The sequence below is a fragment of the Alkalihalobacillus sp. MEB130 genome, assembly GCF_032335535.1.
Taxonomy (GTDB): Bacteria; Bacillota; Bacilli; order Bacillales; family Bacillaceae_D; genus Halalkalibacter.
In genome coordinates, this window is record NZ_JAOANA010000010.1 from 68,128 (window position 1) to 85,912 (window position 17,785).

General features: G+C 38.6%; 14 protein-coding genes. All 14 read left to right on the plus strand.

What is annotated here, in order from left to right; genetic code table 11:
• Positions 1–69 precede the first annotated feature (69 nt).
• The 14 genes from N0O92_RS11690 (at position 70) to preA (ending at position 17,781) form a co-directional block, all read left to right on the plus strand.
• Positions 70–795, plus strand: coding sequence for a Na-translocating system protein MpsC family protein (locus tag N0O92_RS11690; RefSeq protein ID WP_315614838.1), 726 nt, complete (start codon positions 70–72; stop codon positions 793–795).
• A 93-nt stretch (positions 796–888) separates the two neighbouring features.
• Entirely contained in the window at positions 889–1,575 is a 687-nt protein-coding gene (locus N0O92_RS11695; RefSeq protein WP_315614839.1) for a Na-translocating system protein MpsC family protein, read from the plus strand.
• A 94-nt stretch (positions 1,576–1,669) separates the two neighbouring features.
• Positions 1,670–2,842: an ATP-binding protein gene (locus N0O92_RS11700; protein ID WP_315614840.1), complete on the plus strand. Its 1,173-nt coding sequence runs from the start codon at positions 1,670–1,672 to the stop codon at positions 2,840–2,842.
• Between the two features lie 146 nt (positions 2,843–2,988).
• Positions 2,989–4,710 carry an ABC transporter ATP-binding protein gene (locus N0O92_RS11705; protein ID WP_315614841.1) on the plus strand — a complete coding sequence of 574 codons (1,722 nt, stop codon included), beginning with the start codon at positions 2,989–2,991 and terminating at the stop codon, positions 4,708–4,710.
• Complete coding sequence (locus tag N0O92_RS11710) at positions 4,703–6,523, plus strand: ABC transporter ATP-binding protein (protein ID WP_315614842.1); 1,821 nt, start codon at positions 4,703–4,705, stop codon at positions 6,521–6,523. The genes N0O92_RS11705 and N0O92_RS11710 overlap by 8 nt, the downstream gene beginning before the upstream one ends.
• A 580-nt stretch (positions 6,524–7,103) precedes the next feature.
• Positions 7,104–8,756 carry a gamma-glutamyltransferase gene (gene ggt / locus N0O92_RS11715; protein WP_315614843.1) on the plus strand — a complete coding sequence of 551 codons (1,653 nt, stop codon included), beginning with the start codon at positions 7,104–7,106 and terminating at the stop codon, positions 8,754–8,756.
• 266 nt (positions 8,757–9,022) lie between these two features.
• Positions 9,023–10,057, plus strand: a complete 1,035-nt coding sequence (locus N0O92_RS11720) for a Bug family tripartite tricarboxylate transporter substrate binding protein (protein WP_315614844.1) — start codon at positions 9,023–9,025, stop codon at positions 10,055–10,057.
• Between the two features lie 28 nt (positions 10,058–10,085).
• On the plus strand, positions 10,086–10,538 hold the full coding sequence (locus N0O92_RS11725) for a tripartite tricarboxylate transporter TctB family protein (RefSeq protein WP_315614845.1): 453 nt from the start codon (positions 10,086–10,088) through the stop codon (positions 10,536–10,538).
• 17 nt (positions 10,539–10,555) lie between these two features.
• On the plus strand, positions 10,556–12,079 hold the full coding sequence (locus N0O92_RS11730; protein ID WP_315614846.1) for a tripartite tricarboxylate transporter permease: 1,524 nt from the start codon (positions 10,556–10,558) through the stop codon (positions 12,077–12,079).
• Positions 12,080–12,315: 236 nt separating this feature from the next.
• Complete coding sequence (locus N0O92_RS11735) at positions 12,316–12,891, plus strand: chromate transporter (RefSeq protein WP_315614847.1); 576 nt, start codon at positions 12,316–12,318, stop codon at positions 12,889–12,891.
• A 1-nt stretch (position 12,892) separates the two neighbouring features.
• The gene (locus N0O92_RS11740; protein ID WP_315614848.1) at positions 12,893–13,426 is read left to right on the plus strand and encodes a chromate transporter; all 534 of its coding nucleotides are present in this window, start codon (positions 12,893–12,895) and stop codon (positions 13,424–13,426) included.
• 354 nt (positions 13,427–13,780) lie between these two features.
• Entirely contained in the window at positions 13,781–14,788 is a 1,008-nt protein-coding gene (locus N0O92_RS11745; RefSeq protein WP_315614849.1) for a Gfo/Idh/MocA family protein, read from the plus strand.
• 325 nt (positions 14,789–15,113) lie between these two features.
• Positions 15,114–16,484: an NAD(P)-dependent oxidoreductase gene (locus N0O92_RS11750; protein WP_315614850.1), complete on the plus strand. Its 1,371-nt coding sequence runs from the start codon at positions 15,114–15,116 to the stop codon at positions 16,482–16,484.
• Between the two features lie 22 nt (positions 16,485–16,506).
• Positions 16,507–17,781, plus strand: a complete 1,275-nt coding sequence (gene preA, locus N0O92_RS11755; RefSeq protein WP_315614851.1) for an NAD-dependent dihydropyrimidine dehydrogenase subunit PreA — start codon at positions 16,507–16,509, stop codon at positions 17,779–17,781.
• Positions 17,782–17,785 lie beyond the last annotated feature (4 nt).

Genomic DNA, 17,785 nt, shown 5'->3' on the forward strand with positions numbered 1-17,785 from the left:
ATAGAAGTTTAATTTCATATGAAAAAGCCAATAATATGCTCAGATGGTCTGGGATAGGAGCGTTTTATTTTGGAATTTGCAGAAAAAGAACTTCAACAGGAAATCGGTGGCTATACAGGTCGTTTACTGCGAGATAACTTTGGGAAAGGTCCTGAATCTGTTTTTGTTTCGATTGGATATACGTTTATTACGATTTATCTTAGGAAGTTTATTACTCCATCAGAGAAAATTTTGATGGAACAGGATCAGGTTATGGATGTTCAGCAAATTCGTGATAAATTGATGAAATCGATAGTACCTGAATTTAAAGCGTATTTGGAATTAGTTACGAAAAGAAAAATACGCGAAGTTTATTATGATTGGGGGCTTCATAATAAGTCTGGTGTCATTGTTTGTGTAAGCAGGGAGCCGTTTACCACGAAAGAATCGATCGTTGAAGATTTCATAGGCAAGGATGCGTTTAATCAAGAAATTATTGATATTAGTAAACAAGCAGAAAAAGCACCTGAAGAAATTTATTCGTGTGAACTCAATCCGAGAACGATTGTTAATGTCCGAAACGGGATATTGGTCCGAATAGAAAAAGAGTTAATCCGACTAGGAAATGAAGAACTTCTAAAAAGAGTAAAACGAAATTTAGAAAAGAATTTTCTGCATAACAGTAGTCATTTTCATACGATACTTGGCAGGGAAGTCGTTGATTCGTTTGTAGATTGGGATTTTGAGTTAGATAAAAGCATTATCGTATTTATAACAGTACCAATAAAGCAAGGGGACGTAATGGACCGCAATTAGAAGAATTGTTCGTAAAGAGACAAGTTGTGGTATAATGAGTATGGTTGATGTTTTATAGACATTGATTACGGTTCCCTTCGAAAGAGGGATGTCATGACAGAGTTTCAAGATCAGGTCAATCATATTAGTAGTTACACTAGCAAGTTACTTAGAAGAAAATTTGGAAGAGGTCCTGAATCCTGCACAGGAACACTCTCAGGGCGCTTTTTCCTGTTACATATTCGCGGTTTTATTTCACCGATGGAAGAGGTTCTTCTTCAACAAGGAAAATCGCATGATGTTGACAATGCAAGGACTTTGATTATTGCCAATGTACTAGATGAGCTCAAAGGAGTCGTTCAAGTATCGTTGAAAGTTGATGTCGCAGAGTATTATCATGATTGGAATTACCCTAACAACACAGGAGTAATTATGCTTGTGTTTGAGGAGGAAATATGTAATAACAATCCATCAGCTAATGTTACTTATTTGCAAGAATTTGAAAAAGAAATTGCTCGGATTAGTGCGCTGGTTCAAAAAGTCCCTGACAACATTGAAACAACATCGTTATCAGATAAAGTACTTCTTGTCAAAAGAGAAGGGATTTTAATACCGATTGAAAAAGCATTGATAACTAGGGGTTATGAAAAAGAATTGGTGTTAACCAAAGATGAATTGGAAAAAATGTATTTTCATCGTTACGGCAAATTTGCTGAAATTCTCTCGAAAGATGTACGAGATATTTTTATTGATTGGGATCTACATGGAGATAAATCCATTATGGTATTCATTTTGTCATAAAAACAGGTAAATGTGAGGATTAAAAAGTCTTGCATGGCCTAACTTCTACCAACTATGGGGAGTTAGGTCTTTTTTGTTTGAAGAAGGAGGAAATATGAGTAGGAAAATAATTCAAACAATAAAAAAAGTCTTGCCGGTGAGTTTGGTTATCTATTTCATTTTGTATTTTGTTGAGAATCTTTATTTTGAAATAGGATTAATAAGTGTTGTATTGTTTTCTTTTATCTTTTTCTCAAAAAACGATGACCAAAAAAAGTTTCCAAGCAACGCCGGAGGAATTGTCGATCAATTACCTTTGCCAGTCATTGTTGTTGAGAATGAGAACGTATTTGATGTAAATGATGCAGCTCTAGAAATGTTTGAGGGCCAAAGTGAAGAAGTGATAGGAAAGAACATCTCAGCCTTCATGTTCATGAATGAAGGAGAGTTGGAAACATTAGTGCATAATGAAACGACTGTGACGAAAATTACAAGTTTGAAAGGCAAGGTCATTGACGTAGAATTAACAAAAATAGGGCTTAGCGATTGCCAAGGAGAGCGTTACTTTTTCCTTTTGAAGGATATTACAGAACAAAAGGAAAAGGAATTAAAACTTCAACAAGCTGAACAACTTTCTGGGATTGGCCAACTTGCTGCAGGCATTGCTCATGAAATTCGCAATCCGATTACGAGTTTAAAGGGATTTTTGCAATTAATGGATAGCTCTGATGGACGTTCTCCTTCTCCTTCCTATACAAAAATCATGTTGTCAGAAATTGATCGAATTAATCTGATTGTTAGTGAATTGCTTATTTTAGGGAAACCAAAAGAATTAACGATAAAAGAACAAAGTCTATCTGAAATCATACATACTGTCGTCACATTAACAAATACGCAAGCGATCATATACAACATTGAAATGAAGGTAGAAATGGCTGACGAACTTAAGAAGATCAATGTTAAGTGTGACGAGAATAAATTAAAGCAAGTGTTTATTAACGTATTCAGAAATGCCATTGAAGCGATGAAACAAGAAGGTACTATTATTATCCGTGTTCACGTTGAAGGTAACTTTGTCTATGTGTCCGTTATAGACCAAGGCAAAGGGATTCCAAAAGAGAAGATGGTGAATATAGGAAAGCGATTCTTTTCAACAAAGGAAAACGGAACAGGGCTTGGATTGATGATCAGCAATCATATCATCGAGGAGCATGGTGGAAAGATTACTATTGAGAGTGAGGAAGGAAAGGGAACAGAAGTGCAAATTAGTTTGCCGATACATACGTGAAGAGTAGCTCAGGTCTAAAAATACAGGATCTGGGCTATTTGCGTCTTTTTTAGTCTAACAATTCAAAAAAGTTAAACGAATGTGGGAAAAAGTGCTATAATGACTTCGTTGTTTCGCACTACGAAAATAAAGTTGGGGGAAGTCATATGTTAACCGTTCTTCAATTTTTAAAACCATATAAGCTCCCAGTTGCTATTGCATTAATCCTCATGTTAATTGAGCTATTTGTTGAGCTGTTTCATCCGTTCTTGCTCGCAAAAATTATTGATGATGGCATTATGCAAGAAGATGTCTCTGTCATTATACGGTGGGGGAGTTTGATGGTAGTTTTGTCCTTGTTCGCTTTTGTGGCAGGAGTGGTGAATTCGTTTTATGCTGCTCATGTAAGTCAAAGTTCCGGTTTTGATATTCGTTCAGGGCTGTATAGGAAAGTTCAATTGTTTTCCTTTTCGCAGCTACAAAAATTTGAAGCATCATCTTTAATCACGAGATTAACCAATGATGTGACTCAAGTTCAAAATACTATTTTTATGAGTTTGCGTATTATGCTACGCGCTCCTTTATTGATCGTTGGTGGAGCGTTGATGGCGTTATTTATTAATGTAAAGCTTGCTCTTATATTAATTGTGGCTATCCCCATTATTATGTTGTTTTTAATCTGGATGATGAAAAAAGGGGGAGCTCTTTTTAGCCGTGTACAAGCAAAGCTTGATCGTGTTAATCACGTTATGCGTGAGAATCTTACAGCGATGAGATTAGTAAAAGTATATGTCCGTTACAAACATGAAAATAAAAGATTTAAGAAAAGCAATAAAGCTCTTATGGATCAAACGGTATCTGCTCTACGATTAATGGAAGTGGCTATGCCTGCTTTGTTGTTTTTGATGAATGTCGGCATTATGGCGATTTTATGGTTTGGTAGCTTTGAAGTAAATTCAGGTGGAGCACAAGTAGGTGAAGTGGTTGCTATCGTTAATTATGCAACTCGTATTACATCTGCGTTAAGTGTGTTTTCGATGATTATAATTGTTTTCTCGAGATTTAAAGCATCGGCAGAACGAATCTCTGATGTTTTACAAGAAGGGGATGAGCCTAAAAGTGAAGCTGAAATCTCTCCGGTTGTAAAAGGGTCATTAGAGTTTAAGGGTGTAACATTTACGTATCCAAACAAAAAGACGGAAGTGTTAAAAGATGTCTCTTTTAAAGTTGCAGAAGGGGAAGTGCTTGCTATTTTAGGAGCGACAGGTTCAGGGAAATCAACTTTATTTCAACTCATTCCAAAATTATATGAACCAAGCGATGGAGAAATAGTAGTCGATAACTTCAACATCGAAGGCATGAATTCCAATCAATTGCGTCAACAAATTGGGTATGTGCCTCAAGAAGTTTTCTTGTTTTCAGGTACGATCAAAGAAAACATTCAATGGGGCAATGGCGAAGCATCGATGAATGAAATCATAGAAGCAGCGAAGGCGGCACAAATTCATGACCTAATTGATGAACTCCCCGATCGATATGAAACGAGAATCGGACAAAAAGGGGTCAATTTATCTGGTGGGCAGAAGCAGAGGCTCTCAATTGCGAGAGCGTTAGTACGTAAACCAGCATTTTTGCTTTTAGATGATTGTACAAGTGCACTAGATGTAAAAACGGAACAACGATTTTTAGAAGCTCTGAAACATTATTCGTGCACAACACTCATCATTACGCAAAAAATTAGTTCGGCGAAGAAAGCAGATAACATTATTTTACTAGATGAAGGTGAAATCGTTGGAAAAGGACATCATGATCAATTGAAAGAAAAATCAGAGTTGTATCAGCTGATCCTCAGGTCTCAACAGAGGGAGGAGGCGTTCCAAGATGTTTAACCAACTGACGAGACCATTTCGTTATAAAAAAATTCCATTACCGACTGTCACAACGTCTGAACAACGAACAAACGGAAAGGTCAAATCAAAACCAAAAGACTGGAAGAGTACCATAAAACGCATATGGTCATACCTTTCCGTACATAAAATATATTTCTTTCTCGTTGTTCTTATGATTGTGCTTAGTTCTATGTTAAGTTTGCTAGGTCCTTTTTTAGTCGGAATGGCGATTGATGAATTCATCGTTCATCATAATGTAAGTGGTTTGCTACAATTACTGATTTTTCTCCTTTTTATTTATATCTTTTATTCACTAAGCATTTGGTTACAAAATTTTTGGATGGTTGGTATTGCTCAAAAGACCGTTTACGCTATTAGAATGCAGTTATTTAAACAGTTACAAAAGTTGCCGATTTCTTACCTAGATAAACGTCAACATGGAGAATTGATGAGTCGATTGACCAATGATATGGAAAATGTCAGTACGACTCTAAATAGCTCAGTCATCCAAATTTTCTCAAGTATCCTTATGTTTATAGGAATTATTGCGGTCATGATTTATTTAAGTCCTCTCTTAACTCTTATTACGGTAGCTGTTGTTCCACTTATGGTAATAGGAATGAAGTGGATTACACGACGAACGAGTCTGTTCTTTAAAGAGCAGCAAAAGCATCTAGGTGAAGTCAATGGATACATTGAAGAAACGATTGCAGGACAAAAAATCATAAAAGCTTTCTCTAAGGAAGAGCATGTGGTTTCTACTTTCATGGGGAAAAGTGAAAGTCTAAAAGGAGCGGGATTTTGGGCGCAAACCTACTCCGGATTTATTCCAAAGTTGATGAATGTATTAAATAATTTGAGCTTTGCTCTTATTGCTGGTATTGGGGCGATATTAGCCTTTAATAATATGATAACCATTGGTGTTATTGTGATCTTTGCTGAATACTCTAGGCAGTTTACGCGACCGCTGAATGATCTTGCCAACCAATTCAATACATTATTGTCCGCTGTGGCTGGGGCAGAGCGAGTATTTGAAGTAATGGATGAGGAAGAAGAACGTGATGCCCATGATGCTCATGATTTACCTGAAGTCAGAGGGGACGTTACGTTTGAAGATGTCTCGTTCTCTTATGAAAAAAATCAAACTACGATCTCGAACGTGAGTTTTACCATCACTGAGGGGGAAACCGTCGCTTTAATTGGGCCAACGGGTGCAGGGAAGACGACCATTATTAATTTACTGACAAAGTTTTATGAGCCAGTCAGTGGGGTGATTTCCATTGACGGGCAAAATATAAAAAACATTAAAAATGAGAGTTTGCGTCGTCATCTAGGGTTTGTTCTTCAAGATACCCATCTGTTTCAAGGAACGATTAGAGAAAACATAAGATATGGGCGTTTAGAAGCTAGTGACGATGAAGTAGAAGAAGCAGCTAAACAGGCGAATGCCCATACTTTTATTTCTAGTTTGCCAAACGGCTATGATACCGTATTAGACCAAGATGGGAGTGGCATTAGCCAAGGACAAAAACAACTATTGTCCATCTCGCGAGTGATGCTCGCAAATCCATCGTTATTAATCTTAGATGAAGCAACAAGTAGCATTGATACGATTACAGAAATCAAAATACAAGAGGCATTACAAAGGTTAATGAAAGGCCGTACAAGTTTTGTCATTGCTCATCGCTTAAATACAGTAAAACAAGCCGATCAAATTCTCGTATTAAAAAATGGACAGCTCTTTGAAAAGGGAAATCATGAAGCCCTAATAAAGAAAAAGGGCTATTATTACGAGATGTGTCAACGCTCGTGAGAAAAGGGAGAAAATTCTCCCTTTTTTATTTAGGTTGTAGGACTTGAAAAAGGAGCTTCGACCCGCTCCCGGGATGGGGGGCACGCTTTCCGCAGGCGGGCGTTGAACTAACCGGCTGCGCCGGTGGATTTCAACTTGCCCTTCCCTCCTGCAGGAGTCGGCCCTCCCATCCCGTCCGCTTTGTTGAGAGGAAAGATAGAAATTCCCTACTCTTCAACGATCAAAAATAATAGGAGAAATAGCGTAAAAAAGGCCTTTTGTCTACAGTCTGAAGTTTAATTTTCATCAACTATAAGAAAGAGGTAGGGGCGAGACCCTACAGGCGCAGCCGTGGTGGCTCGGCACCTCCTTGCGGGTGCGAGTGGCTGGAGCGCAATGGAACGAACATGAGGAGAACACGCACCTTATAAAAACAACAAAGTATGCGAAGATAGCATTTATATAAATTGAAAAACGGAATTATTGATTGATAAATTGATTACTTTTGGTTTATAATTTTAGAAAATTAATACTTTTCGGTCATAAAAACAATGAAACTAGTTAACAAAAGAAAATGAGACAATCAGAGGAGTGGGGTATGATGACCTATAAACAAAATCAAGCTTATCGTGCAACAACAATGGGGCCGAATGGAATGATCACAGCTCCTCATTATTTAGCTTCACAAGCAGGGATGAAGGTCTTACAAAATGGAGGAAATGCAATTGAAGCAGCGATTGCAGCTGCATCAACCATCTCTGTCGTGTATCCTCATATGAATAGTATCGGAGGAGACAACTTTTGGCTCATCTACAACGCGAAAACGAAAAAAGTAGAAGCGCTAAATAGTAGTGGACGATCAGGAGAAAATGCATCGATCGACTTTTACAAAGAGCTAGGTTTTCAAAAAATCCCAGCTCGCGGCTATTTATCTGCTAATACTGTACCAGGAGCTGTGGCTGGTTGGGATGAAGCTTTTCGCTATTCCAAACAACACCTTACTAGTTCGTTTAACTGGGGTGAGTTATTGCAGGATGCTATTCATTACGCAAAAGAAGGGTTTCCGGTTACCCCGAGTCAAGAACATTGGACTAACGTGAATTTGAATGAAGCAGACAGCGAGTTCCGCCATTTACAGCGCTTTGAAGAGTTCAGTCGGACATTTTTGAAACCGGATGGTTCACCTTATAAAAAAGGCGAACGAATGAAGCAGCCAGATCTAGCAACAACGTTAGAGTTAATTGCTGAAGAAGGTAGCGACGTTTTTTATGAAGGTGTCATTGCTGAAAAAATAGTAGAAGATCTTCAAGAGAATGGTGGGGTATTAACTCTTACTGATTTTAAAAATCATCAATCTAACTGGGTAGATGCCATTAGTGTTGAATATAAAGGCTACACCGCTTATAATTTACCACCGAATACACAAGGCTTGGCTTCCTTATCTATTTTAAATATACTAAATAACTTTGATCTCTCAACGATGAAAGAAGGATCAAAGGAATATTATCATTTGTTGATTGAAGCTACGAAACTAGCGTTTGCAGATCGAGATAAATGGTTGACGGATCCAGACTTTATTGATATTCCACTAGATGATTTATTATCGAAATCACATGGAATGGATCTAGCGAATCAAATCAATAAGCAATTATCAAAAGAGATGGAAAAACAATTAGATCCTAAAGGAGATACTGTTTGGTTTGGTGTCGTTGATAAAGAAGGAAATGCGGTCTCGTTTATTCAAAGCATTTATCATGACTTCGGATCGGGTATCATTCCAAAGGGGACAGGAGTGCTTTTGCAAAATAGAGGTAGTTTCTTTTCGCTTGAGCCAAGTGATGTGAATTGCTTACAACCAAACAAAAGAACATTTCACACGTTAAACCCAGCTATGCTATTAAAAGGAGACTCACCTTACCTTGTGTATGGAACAATGGGGGGAGAAGGTCAACCTCAAACGCAGGCAGCGCTGGTAACAAGGATTCTTGATTATCAATTTGATGTTCAAGCTGCTATAGAAGCCCCAAGGTGGCTTTATGGCCGAACGTGGGGAGCTAGCTCGAATAGTTTGAAAGTAGAATCACGGATACCAAAAGAAACGATTCAAGCTTTAGAGGAGTTAGGTCATGATGTAGAAATTGTTGGTGACTTTACAGATGTGATGGGGCATGCTGGCGCCATTTTAATTGGCGACGACGGAATAAAATGTGGTGGAGCTGACCCGAGAGGTGACGGAGCAGCCTTGGGTTATTAAAAAAGAGAGGTTATTGTTAAGTATTTTAACAATAACCTCTCTTTTTTGTGTGGGTGAGTTCTTGATTTAAAAGGGGATTTTATAGGTTTTATAAAATCGGTGTGACATTTTCTGACAATAAGCTTGCTGAATTGATAGAAAATTTGGTTTAATTACTTTAACAAAAAGAAAGAAAAAACAAATAATATATTTACTAATGGTTTTCGAAGTGTGAAAATGCTTTCTTTTTGAGAGAGTAAACATATGTAAAAGGAGTGGGAATACGGATGAAAAAGATTAGAAAATGGGTAACAGCTGCAGTAAGTGCAAGTTTACTTTTCTCTTTAGCGGCATGTGGAAGTTCTTCAACAGGTAATGAAACAAGTGCTGAAACCGGGTCTGAAAACGAAATAGTAGCTGGGGGCGATTTTCCAACAAAGCCTGTCAGACTAGTGATTCCGTATCCGCCAGGTGGAGGAACGGACGTCTTGTTTAGATTGGTAGCAAGTTATGCTGAAGAACATTTAGGTCAAACGATTGTACCTACTAATATGGCAGGTGCAACAGCGACGGTTGGTTCAAGGCATGTAAAAGATGCAGAACCTGACGGCTATACAGTTCTTGGAATTCATCAAGTAGCAGCAACTGCTTACCATACTGGAATTGTAGATTATGGATTTGATGCATTCGATCCTATTATGCTAATGACATCAACACCACATATCCCAGCAGTTAGCAAAAAGTTCAGTGAAGAGAACAATGTCACAGATGTTCCTAGTTTTATTGAATATGTAAAAGCAAACCCAAATGAAGTAACATGGGCTTTTACAACAGGTTCAGAAGATCATTACACAATTGCTGCGATGCTAGACGCTGCTGGAGTTGATCCTGGAAGCTTAAACTATGTGAACTATGATGGTACCGGTCCTCAGTATGCGGCTTTAGTAGCCAATCAAGTAGAGGGAATGACTGGTGACTATGCTTCAGGTAAAGGATACATCGAGGATGGTTCAATGGTTCCATTGGGAATGGTTTTTGATGAAAGAAACCCATTCTTACCAGAAGTACCAACATTAATTGAACAAGGAATTGATTTTGCTGTAACGATTGATAGAGGGGTTTTGGCTCCTAAGGGAACACCTGCAGATCGAATTGAAATCATTAATGATGCTTTCAAAAAGGCTTTAGAAGATCCCGAACTTCAAAGGCAAATTGAAGAACTAGGAAGCTTCCCGAACTTTATGCCAACTTCCGAGTATGAATTACATTTAGAAGAATTAAACAATAGAATGGATGATTTAGCAGAGAAAATGCAATTTTAATGCTATAGAAAGTCCGAGGTGAAGAGATTTGGCAAACAGAATATTTTCTCTAGTAGTATTAATAGTTGCCATAGTACTGTTTATTGAATCAAGAAGCTTTTCGGACAAATCAGTGGGGCAAACGTTTGCCCCTTCTTCTTTTCCGACTGCAATTATTTTTATTATGACAGTATTGGCAATCGTTTTACTGATAAGTAGTTTTAAAGAAAAGCACTCAATTCTTCTTTTATTTCAACGTATCAAAGGTTATATATTAGAGCATTGGCGTGTGTTAGCGTTAATTGCTATTTTATATGTTTACATTTCAGTTATGCCTATTATTGGGTTTCTAATAAGTACAATGCTCTTTTTACTTATTGTATTTAGCATATTGAGACCATGGCGCAAAGCCTTTTTAGTAACAAACGTAGTTGTTTCCTTAGTTTTACCATTTACTATTCAATATGTGTTCCAACAGTTTCTAAATATTTATTTACCTTAGAGAGGAGTTGAGAGAGCTTGGACGTTACATCGATTTTTCTAGCTGTTCAAGAGGTTTTTCAACCCCTGACATTACTTTACCTTGCGATTGGAGTATTTTTTGGAATCATTGCAGGAGCTATTCCTGGATTTACATTCACAATGGCGATTATTCTAGCTTTTCCATTTACATTTGGAATGGATCCTATTACGGGATTAACTTTGATGATTGGTATTTATATAGGGGGATTATCGGGAGGTTTAATTTCAGGTACATTACTGGGGATTCCTGGCACACCTTCTTCTGTTGTTACCATCTTTGATGGGTTCCCGATGGCTAAAAGAGGAGAGGGTTCAAGGGCGCTAGGAATTGGAATAGTTTCCTCTGTGTTAGGAACGATTATTGGTGCTATTATTTTATTTGCGCTTGGTCCTGTTATTTCGAGAGTTGCTTTGAACTTCGGACCTTGGGAAATCTTTGCGTTAGTTGTGTTTGCATTAACATTAATTGCAGGGCTTAGTGGAGCAAATTTAATCAAAGGATTAATCGCAGGTTGTATAGGGCTGCTGATTGGTACGGTTGGAATAGCACCAACTGGACAGATTAGATTTGATTTTGGCTATCCGAGCCTTTCAAGTGGATTGTCAGCCATTCCTGTTCTAATTGGCTTATTTGCCTTTTCTCAATTGTTTAAAAATGTAGAGGAAATTAAAGAAGCTTATTCATCTAAAGATAAGGCCGTTTTGAAGTCGAAGGTGAAAATTCCTTACTTACAAGTTATAAAAGATGTATATAAGGAGAAGTGGAACGTGTTTCGTTCATCGACAATTGGATGTTTTATAGGTGCGCTTCCAGCTGCAGGTGCGGAATCAGCTAATTTCATAAGTTATGATCGAGCAAAAAAATCATCAAAAGAAAAAGAGAACTTTGGAAAAGGACATCCTGGTGGAATTGTAGCAGCTGAAAGTTCAAATAATGCCGTTGCTGGTGGGGCGTTTATTCCTACAATTACGTTGGGAATACCTGGTGATGTTGCTCAAGCTGTAATGATTGGTGCTCTCATTTTACATGGTATTACACCAGGGCCAGGACTTTTTCAACAACAGCCAGTCTTAGTCAATTCAATTTATGTTGCTATTATTTGTAGTGCGATTTTTGTGTTAATTATTCAAACGTTGCTACTTCCTTTGTTAATCAGAATTACTTTAGTGCCAAAGTCCATCCTAATCCCAAGTATATTAGTCTTAAGTACGGTAGGGGCATTTGCTTTAAATAATCGCCCATTTGATATATGGGTTGTGTTTGTGTTTGGGCTAGTAGGGTTCTTATTAGAGAAAGCGGATGTTCCTTTAGGACCAGTTATTTTAGGTTTAATTCTCGGACCAACGTTAGAAGCGGAGCTTATTCGGGCATTTCAAATAAGTCCTGAGATTAGTACGTTCTTCACACGTCCAATTTCGTTAGTATTCCTTTTGCTTGCTATCGGATCTATCTTCTTTACCTTAAGGCAGAGAAAAAAGGAACAGGGTACTACCGCAGAAATTCAAAAACGTGCGTCATAAGAACCTCATATTCGAAGTCTATAATTCGTTCACTCATCCCCTATTTCTTAAATGTCATAGGGGATTTCTCTTGCTGAAAGGGTAGAAAAACCGTGTTGGAGTACAATAGAAAGAGAAATATAAGAAGCGTCAAAAAAGCAAAAAAATAAAATTTTACAAAAAAGTCGTTCGTTTCGGTCGGTGAAACTGTTATAATTACAACAAGATGATATAAAACGAGAGTTGGAGGTTTACAAATGAAAACCCACTTAAATCTTTTTATTGCTTTTTTTAGATCGGGTATTTTAGGGTTCGGTGGTGGTCCCTCAGCTATTCCGCTTGTTCACAAGGAGGTTGTCCAGACGTTTAAATGGATGAATGATGATGAATTTAGTGATGTTCTTGCACTAGGTAATACATTGCCAGGTCCCATTAACACAAAGATGGCTGGCTATATTGGCTATCGGGTGGCTGGAGTTTTTGGAATGATAAATGCTGTGCTATCCTCTATTGTTCCATCCATTTTAATGATGATCGTTTTGTTAACGACACTAACAACGTTTAAAGACCAACCATGGGTTGCGGGAATGACAAGAGGAGTTATTCCAATTGTTGTCGTGATGATGGCTGTACTGACGTGGGACTTCTTTAAAAAGTCTAATCAAGGTCTTGGATGGAAAGTGAGTATCACTCTGCTTTTGGTTAGTTTCTTATTAATTGAGATGGTGCATGTGCACCCTGGAATTATTATTGCTCTTTTACTTTCGTATGCGTTGTTAAAACCAAATAAGCTTAAAAAAGAGGAAAAGCCAAAGGAAAGAGGAGTGAATTAAGATGATTTATTGGGAAATCTTTCTAGCGTTCTTCATTCCTGGAATACTTGGATATGGTGGGGGACCTGCTTCCATTCCATTAGTAGAATATGAAGTCGTTGCGAAATATCAATGGATGACTGTAGAAGAATTTAGTGAAGTGCTTGCTTTAGGGAATGCTTTGCCTGGTCCTATCGCAACAAAAATGGCTGGATATATAGGGTATGAAGTTGGAGGCGCATTCGGGGCGTTTGTCGGAGTTTTTGCAACAGTAGCTCCGTCGTTAGTATTAATGATTGGCCTATTAGGATTATTATATAAATTTAAAGACTCGCCAAAGGTGAAAAACATGACTTCCCTTGTGCGACCAACTATTGCGATCCTTTTAGGGGTGCTCACGTATCGCTTTTTAGAAAGTTCGTACATAGGTGCTGGGATTTGGCATACAGCCTTTTTAATTATTATCGGATTTTTATTGTTGGAAAAATGGAAAGTACACCCTGCTTTTGTCATTATAGGTGGACTTGGTTATGGAGCCATTTTTCTGAGCTTTTAATCAGAAAGGATCCTAAAAAGGTTGAAAACCATCCTTTTTAGGATCCTTTCTATTAGAGCAATGACTAGAGTGTTGAGGTGAAAAAAATTTTTTCTCATAGTGAAATGGAGCGGAAGCCACTCGACTCCTGTGGGATGAAGAGGTAGGGCCGAGACCCCTCTGGCGTAGCCGAGGAGGCTCGGCACCTCCCCGCGGAAAGCGAGTGGCTGGAGCGCAATGGAACGAACATGTGGAGAACACGTACCCCATAAAAACAACAAAGTATGAAGAAACACCTACTTAAAAAAGGGTTCTCGTTGGTGAGGGGAGAATGTAAGTAGGTAATAACTTGTAGTAATAAAGGAGATAGAGATCATGAGCAATGTTGTGAAATGGGGTATTTTAGGAACGGCGGGAATAGCGAGAAAAGCCGTTGTTCCAGCGATACTAAGAGCTGAAAATGCAGAAGTTATGGCGGTTGCAAGCAGTAGTAATAAACAGAAAGCAGAAGAATTTGCCGATTTGTTTGATATTCCTAAGCGCTACGGCAGTTATGAAGAGTTGCTAGATGATCAAGAGATACAAGCCGTTTATATCCCTTTACCCAACCATTTGCATGCAACCTGGGTTAAAAAAGCCGCAGAAAAGGGAAAACATATTTTATGTGAGAAACCAGTGTCTCTAACGGAGAAAGAGACAAAATCAATGATTGAAGTTTGTGAACAAAACAATGTCGTCTTTATGGAAGCATTTATGTATCAATTTCATCCTCAACATCAAAGAGTAAAAGAACTGATTGAAAGCGAAACTATCGGTGAAGTTACTAGCATGCGTTCGGCTTTTTCTTTCTTTATGGATGTAGAGGCTCAGGCACAAAACATTCGGTTAAATCGGGAATTCGGCGGAGGAAGTCTCTTTGATATAGGATGTTACTGTCTTCATGTAAGTCAATATATTCTAGAGAAAGAACCAAATCAAGTCTATGTTTCTGGTCATATTCCACCGGAGTTTGGTGTCGACCTAACAGCTGCTGGAATCTTGTCTTTCGAAGGTGGCATTACGGCAAGCTTTTCTTGTAGTTTTCAACAGCCTTTCGAAAATCACTATACCATAATAGGAACAAAAGGAAGAATTGATGTCCCAGCTGCGTTCCGCCCGGATGTGACAGAGGGGGATGGTCGTATCATTGTGACAAATCAGAATGGTGAAACGACTGAGGAAAGGCTCTCTGGTGATCAATATGTACTTCAGATTGAACATCTTTCTACATGTGTCCTAACAGGAGAAACACCCATTTATGATAATGAAGCAATGCTGAAAAATATGAAAGTGCTTGAAGCGTGTCACAAATCTTTACATGAGAATAGACAAATTACACTATAATGCTGCAGTTATAAAAATCTCTTGCAGGCCTTCCATGAGAAATCACTCATAGAAGGCTTTTTTTATATTGAAATGGCTCTGATTATAGCCCTCTAACCATTGTCACGGGATATTTTATGTGCAAGAGAAACCTTCTGAGTTATTTTTGTGAATATTTAGAAAATGTGTAATGAAACCTTCCGAAGTAGAAGTGAAAACGCTATAGATATGATAGGATACGAACAAATAGTTTTTCCAAATTTAGTTAGTAAAAGGTCAGATTGTTTGGTGGTGTTTGGCCTTTTTCATTACTACATTCTGTTAGTCGAATAAGGAGGTCTATTACATGAGTGCGAGTGTAAATAATCAATTGCTTAGCAACCTTGAAAAAAACTTTCAAGAAGTGGATAACGGTCTTTCGAAACAAGAGGCATTAGAGGAAGCGAGTCGATGTTTATACTGTTACGATGCTCCCTGTATACAGGCTTGTCCAACCGGTATTGACATTCCATCCTTTATTAAGAAAATTGCATCTGGCAATGTAAAAGGTTCAGCAAAAACGATTATGATGGAAAATCCAGTTGGTGCAAGCTGTTCGAGAGTATGTCCGACAGAAGAGTTATGTGAAGGGTCTTGTGTTTTGAACCATTCGACGAAGCCTATTATGATTGGAAACTTACAAAGGTACGCCACAGATTGGGCGATGAAAAATGAACAAGCATTATTTAAAGCGGGTCAAAAAAATGGCAAAACGGTAGCCATTGTAGGTGGCGGGCCAGCTGGTTTATCAGCTGCTCGTGAATTGGCTCTATTAGGCTATCAAGTTACAATCTTCGAAGCGGAAAAAGAAGCGGGTGGCTTAAATACATATGGAATTGTTTCGTTCCGTTTGCCGCAAGCTGTTTCTTTCTGGGAAGTCGACCAAGTAAAAAGTCTAGATGTGGAAATTCGAACAAATACTAGAGTCGGAGTTGATGTATCAGCTGATGAGCTAATCCAAAATTATGATGCAGTTGTCTTTGCCATTGGGATGGCATCCGTTCCGCATATAGGGATAGAGGGTGAAGATGCGGAGGGGGTACTAGATGCCATTGAGTTTGTGAAAGAAACAAAATCTGGAACATTATCAGAACAATATATAGGAAAAAAGATTGCCGTTATTGGCGCAGGAAATACGGCAATAGATGCAGCCACATGTTCCGTACGTTTAGGTGCTGAAAATGTATCGATTGTTTATCGTCGAACAGCTGAAGAGATGACAGCTTATCCTTTCGAATTCGAGTTTGCCAAACAAGAAGGAGTAGAGTTCAAATGGTTAACATCACCGAAAAAGATTATATCGGATGCTTCAGGTAACGTTACGGGTCTTGAGTGTATCAAAATGAAGTTAGGTGAACCGAGCGAGGATGGGCGTAGGCGTCCGATTGAAGTAGAAGGTTCAGAATTTATTCTTGAAGTTGATGCAGTGATACGCGCCATTGGTCAGTCGCGATATATCAATCTGATTGAACAGTTTGGCTTAAAGCACAGTGACGGGGTTGTTGACATTAACAACGACTCTTACCAAACATCTAATGAAAAAGTATTTGCATGTGGCGATGTTATTTTTGGCCAGGGACAAGGAGAGGCCATGGTTGTTTCGGCAGCTCAGCAAGGGAAGTTAGTTGCCTATCACATTCATAAACAAGAAACAATACTTGCAAGTGAAACGGCCTAGACGAAGAAATGGAGGAGATAGAATGGTTGATTTACAAACAAATTTCGCTGGCATTACATCACCAAATCCATTTTGGTTAGCATCGGCACCACCGACGAACTCAGGTTACCAAGTGCAACGGGCATTTGAAGCGGGTTGGGGTGGAGCTGTTTGGAAAACGTTGGGGGATCCTATTCTTAATGTATCGTCTAGATTTGCTGCAGTTAGTTTTAATGGTCAAAGAGTAGCGGGCTTTAATAACATCGAACTTATTACAGACCGCCCTTTAGAAGTGAACTTAAAGGAAATTGCTGAGACGAAGAAACGTTTCCCTAATCATACGATTATTGCATCCTTAATGGTTGAGCCACAACAAGAGAAGTGGCATGAGATTGTCAAACGAGTGGAAGACGTTGGAGTGGATGGATTAGAACTAAATTTTGGCTGTCCGCATGGGATGGCGGAAAGAGGAATGGGAGCCGCTTCAGGTCAAGTACCTGAATTAGTAGAAAGGCAAACGTATTGGGTAAAAGAAGTAGCAAAAACGCCTGTTATTGTTAAATTAACACCGAATATAACGGACATTACAGTCACAGCTGAATCCGCCGTACAAGGTGGTGCGGATGCTGTTAGTATGATTAACACAATTAATAGTTTAGCAGGAGTGGATATTGATTCTTGGAATACAATTCCTCATGTTGCGGGAAAGGGGGCGCATGGAGGATATTGCGGCCCTGCGGTTAAGCCGATTGCTCTAAATATGGTTGCAGAATGTGCAAGAAATCCACGAGTTTCTGTACCGATTTCTGGCATGGGAGGGGTATCAGACTGGAAAAATGCTGTTGAATTTATGTTAATGGGAGCTTCCAATGTGCAAGTGTGTACAGCCGCTATGCACCACGGCTTCCGCATTGTGGAAGACATGATTGATGGACTCTCTCATTATTTAGAAGAAAAAGGTCTTTCCTCTGTTGGAGAATTAGTCGGTCAATCGGTGAAACGCTATTCCGATTGGGGTGATCTTGATCTGAATCATAAGATTGTTGCTAGAATCAATCCGGACACCTGTATCAATTGCAACAAGTGTCACATCGCTTGTGAAGATACATCGCACCAATGTATTGATATGTTAAAAGATCCTTCTGGCAACAAGTATTTAAAGGTAAGAGAAGAAGATTGTGTAGGTTGTAATCTTTGTTCGATCGTTTGTCCCGTTGATGGAGCAATCGACATGGTTGAATTAAAAACAGGTTTGCCTTCTATGACCTGGAATGAGCGACAATCAATCATTAGTGGAGAAATTAAAGTAAATGCATAACGGA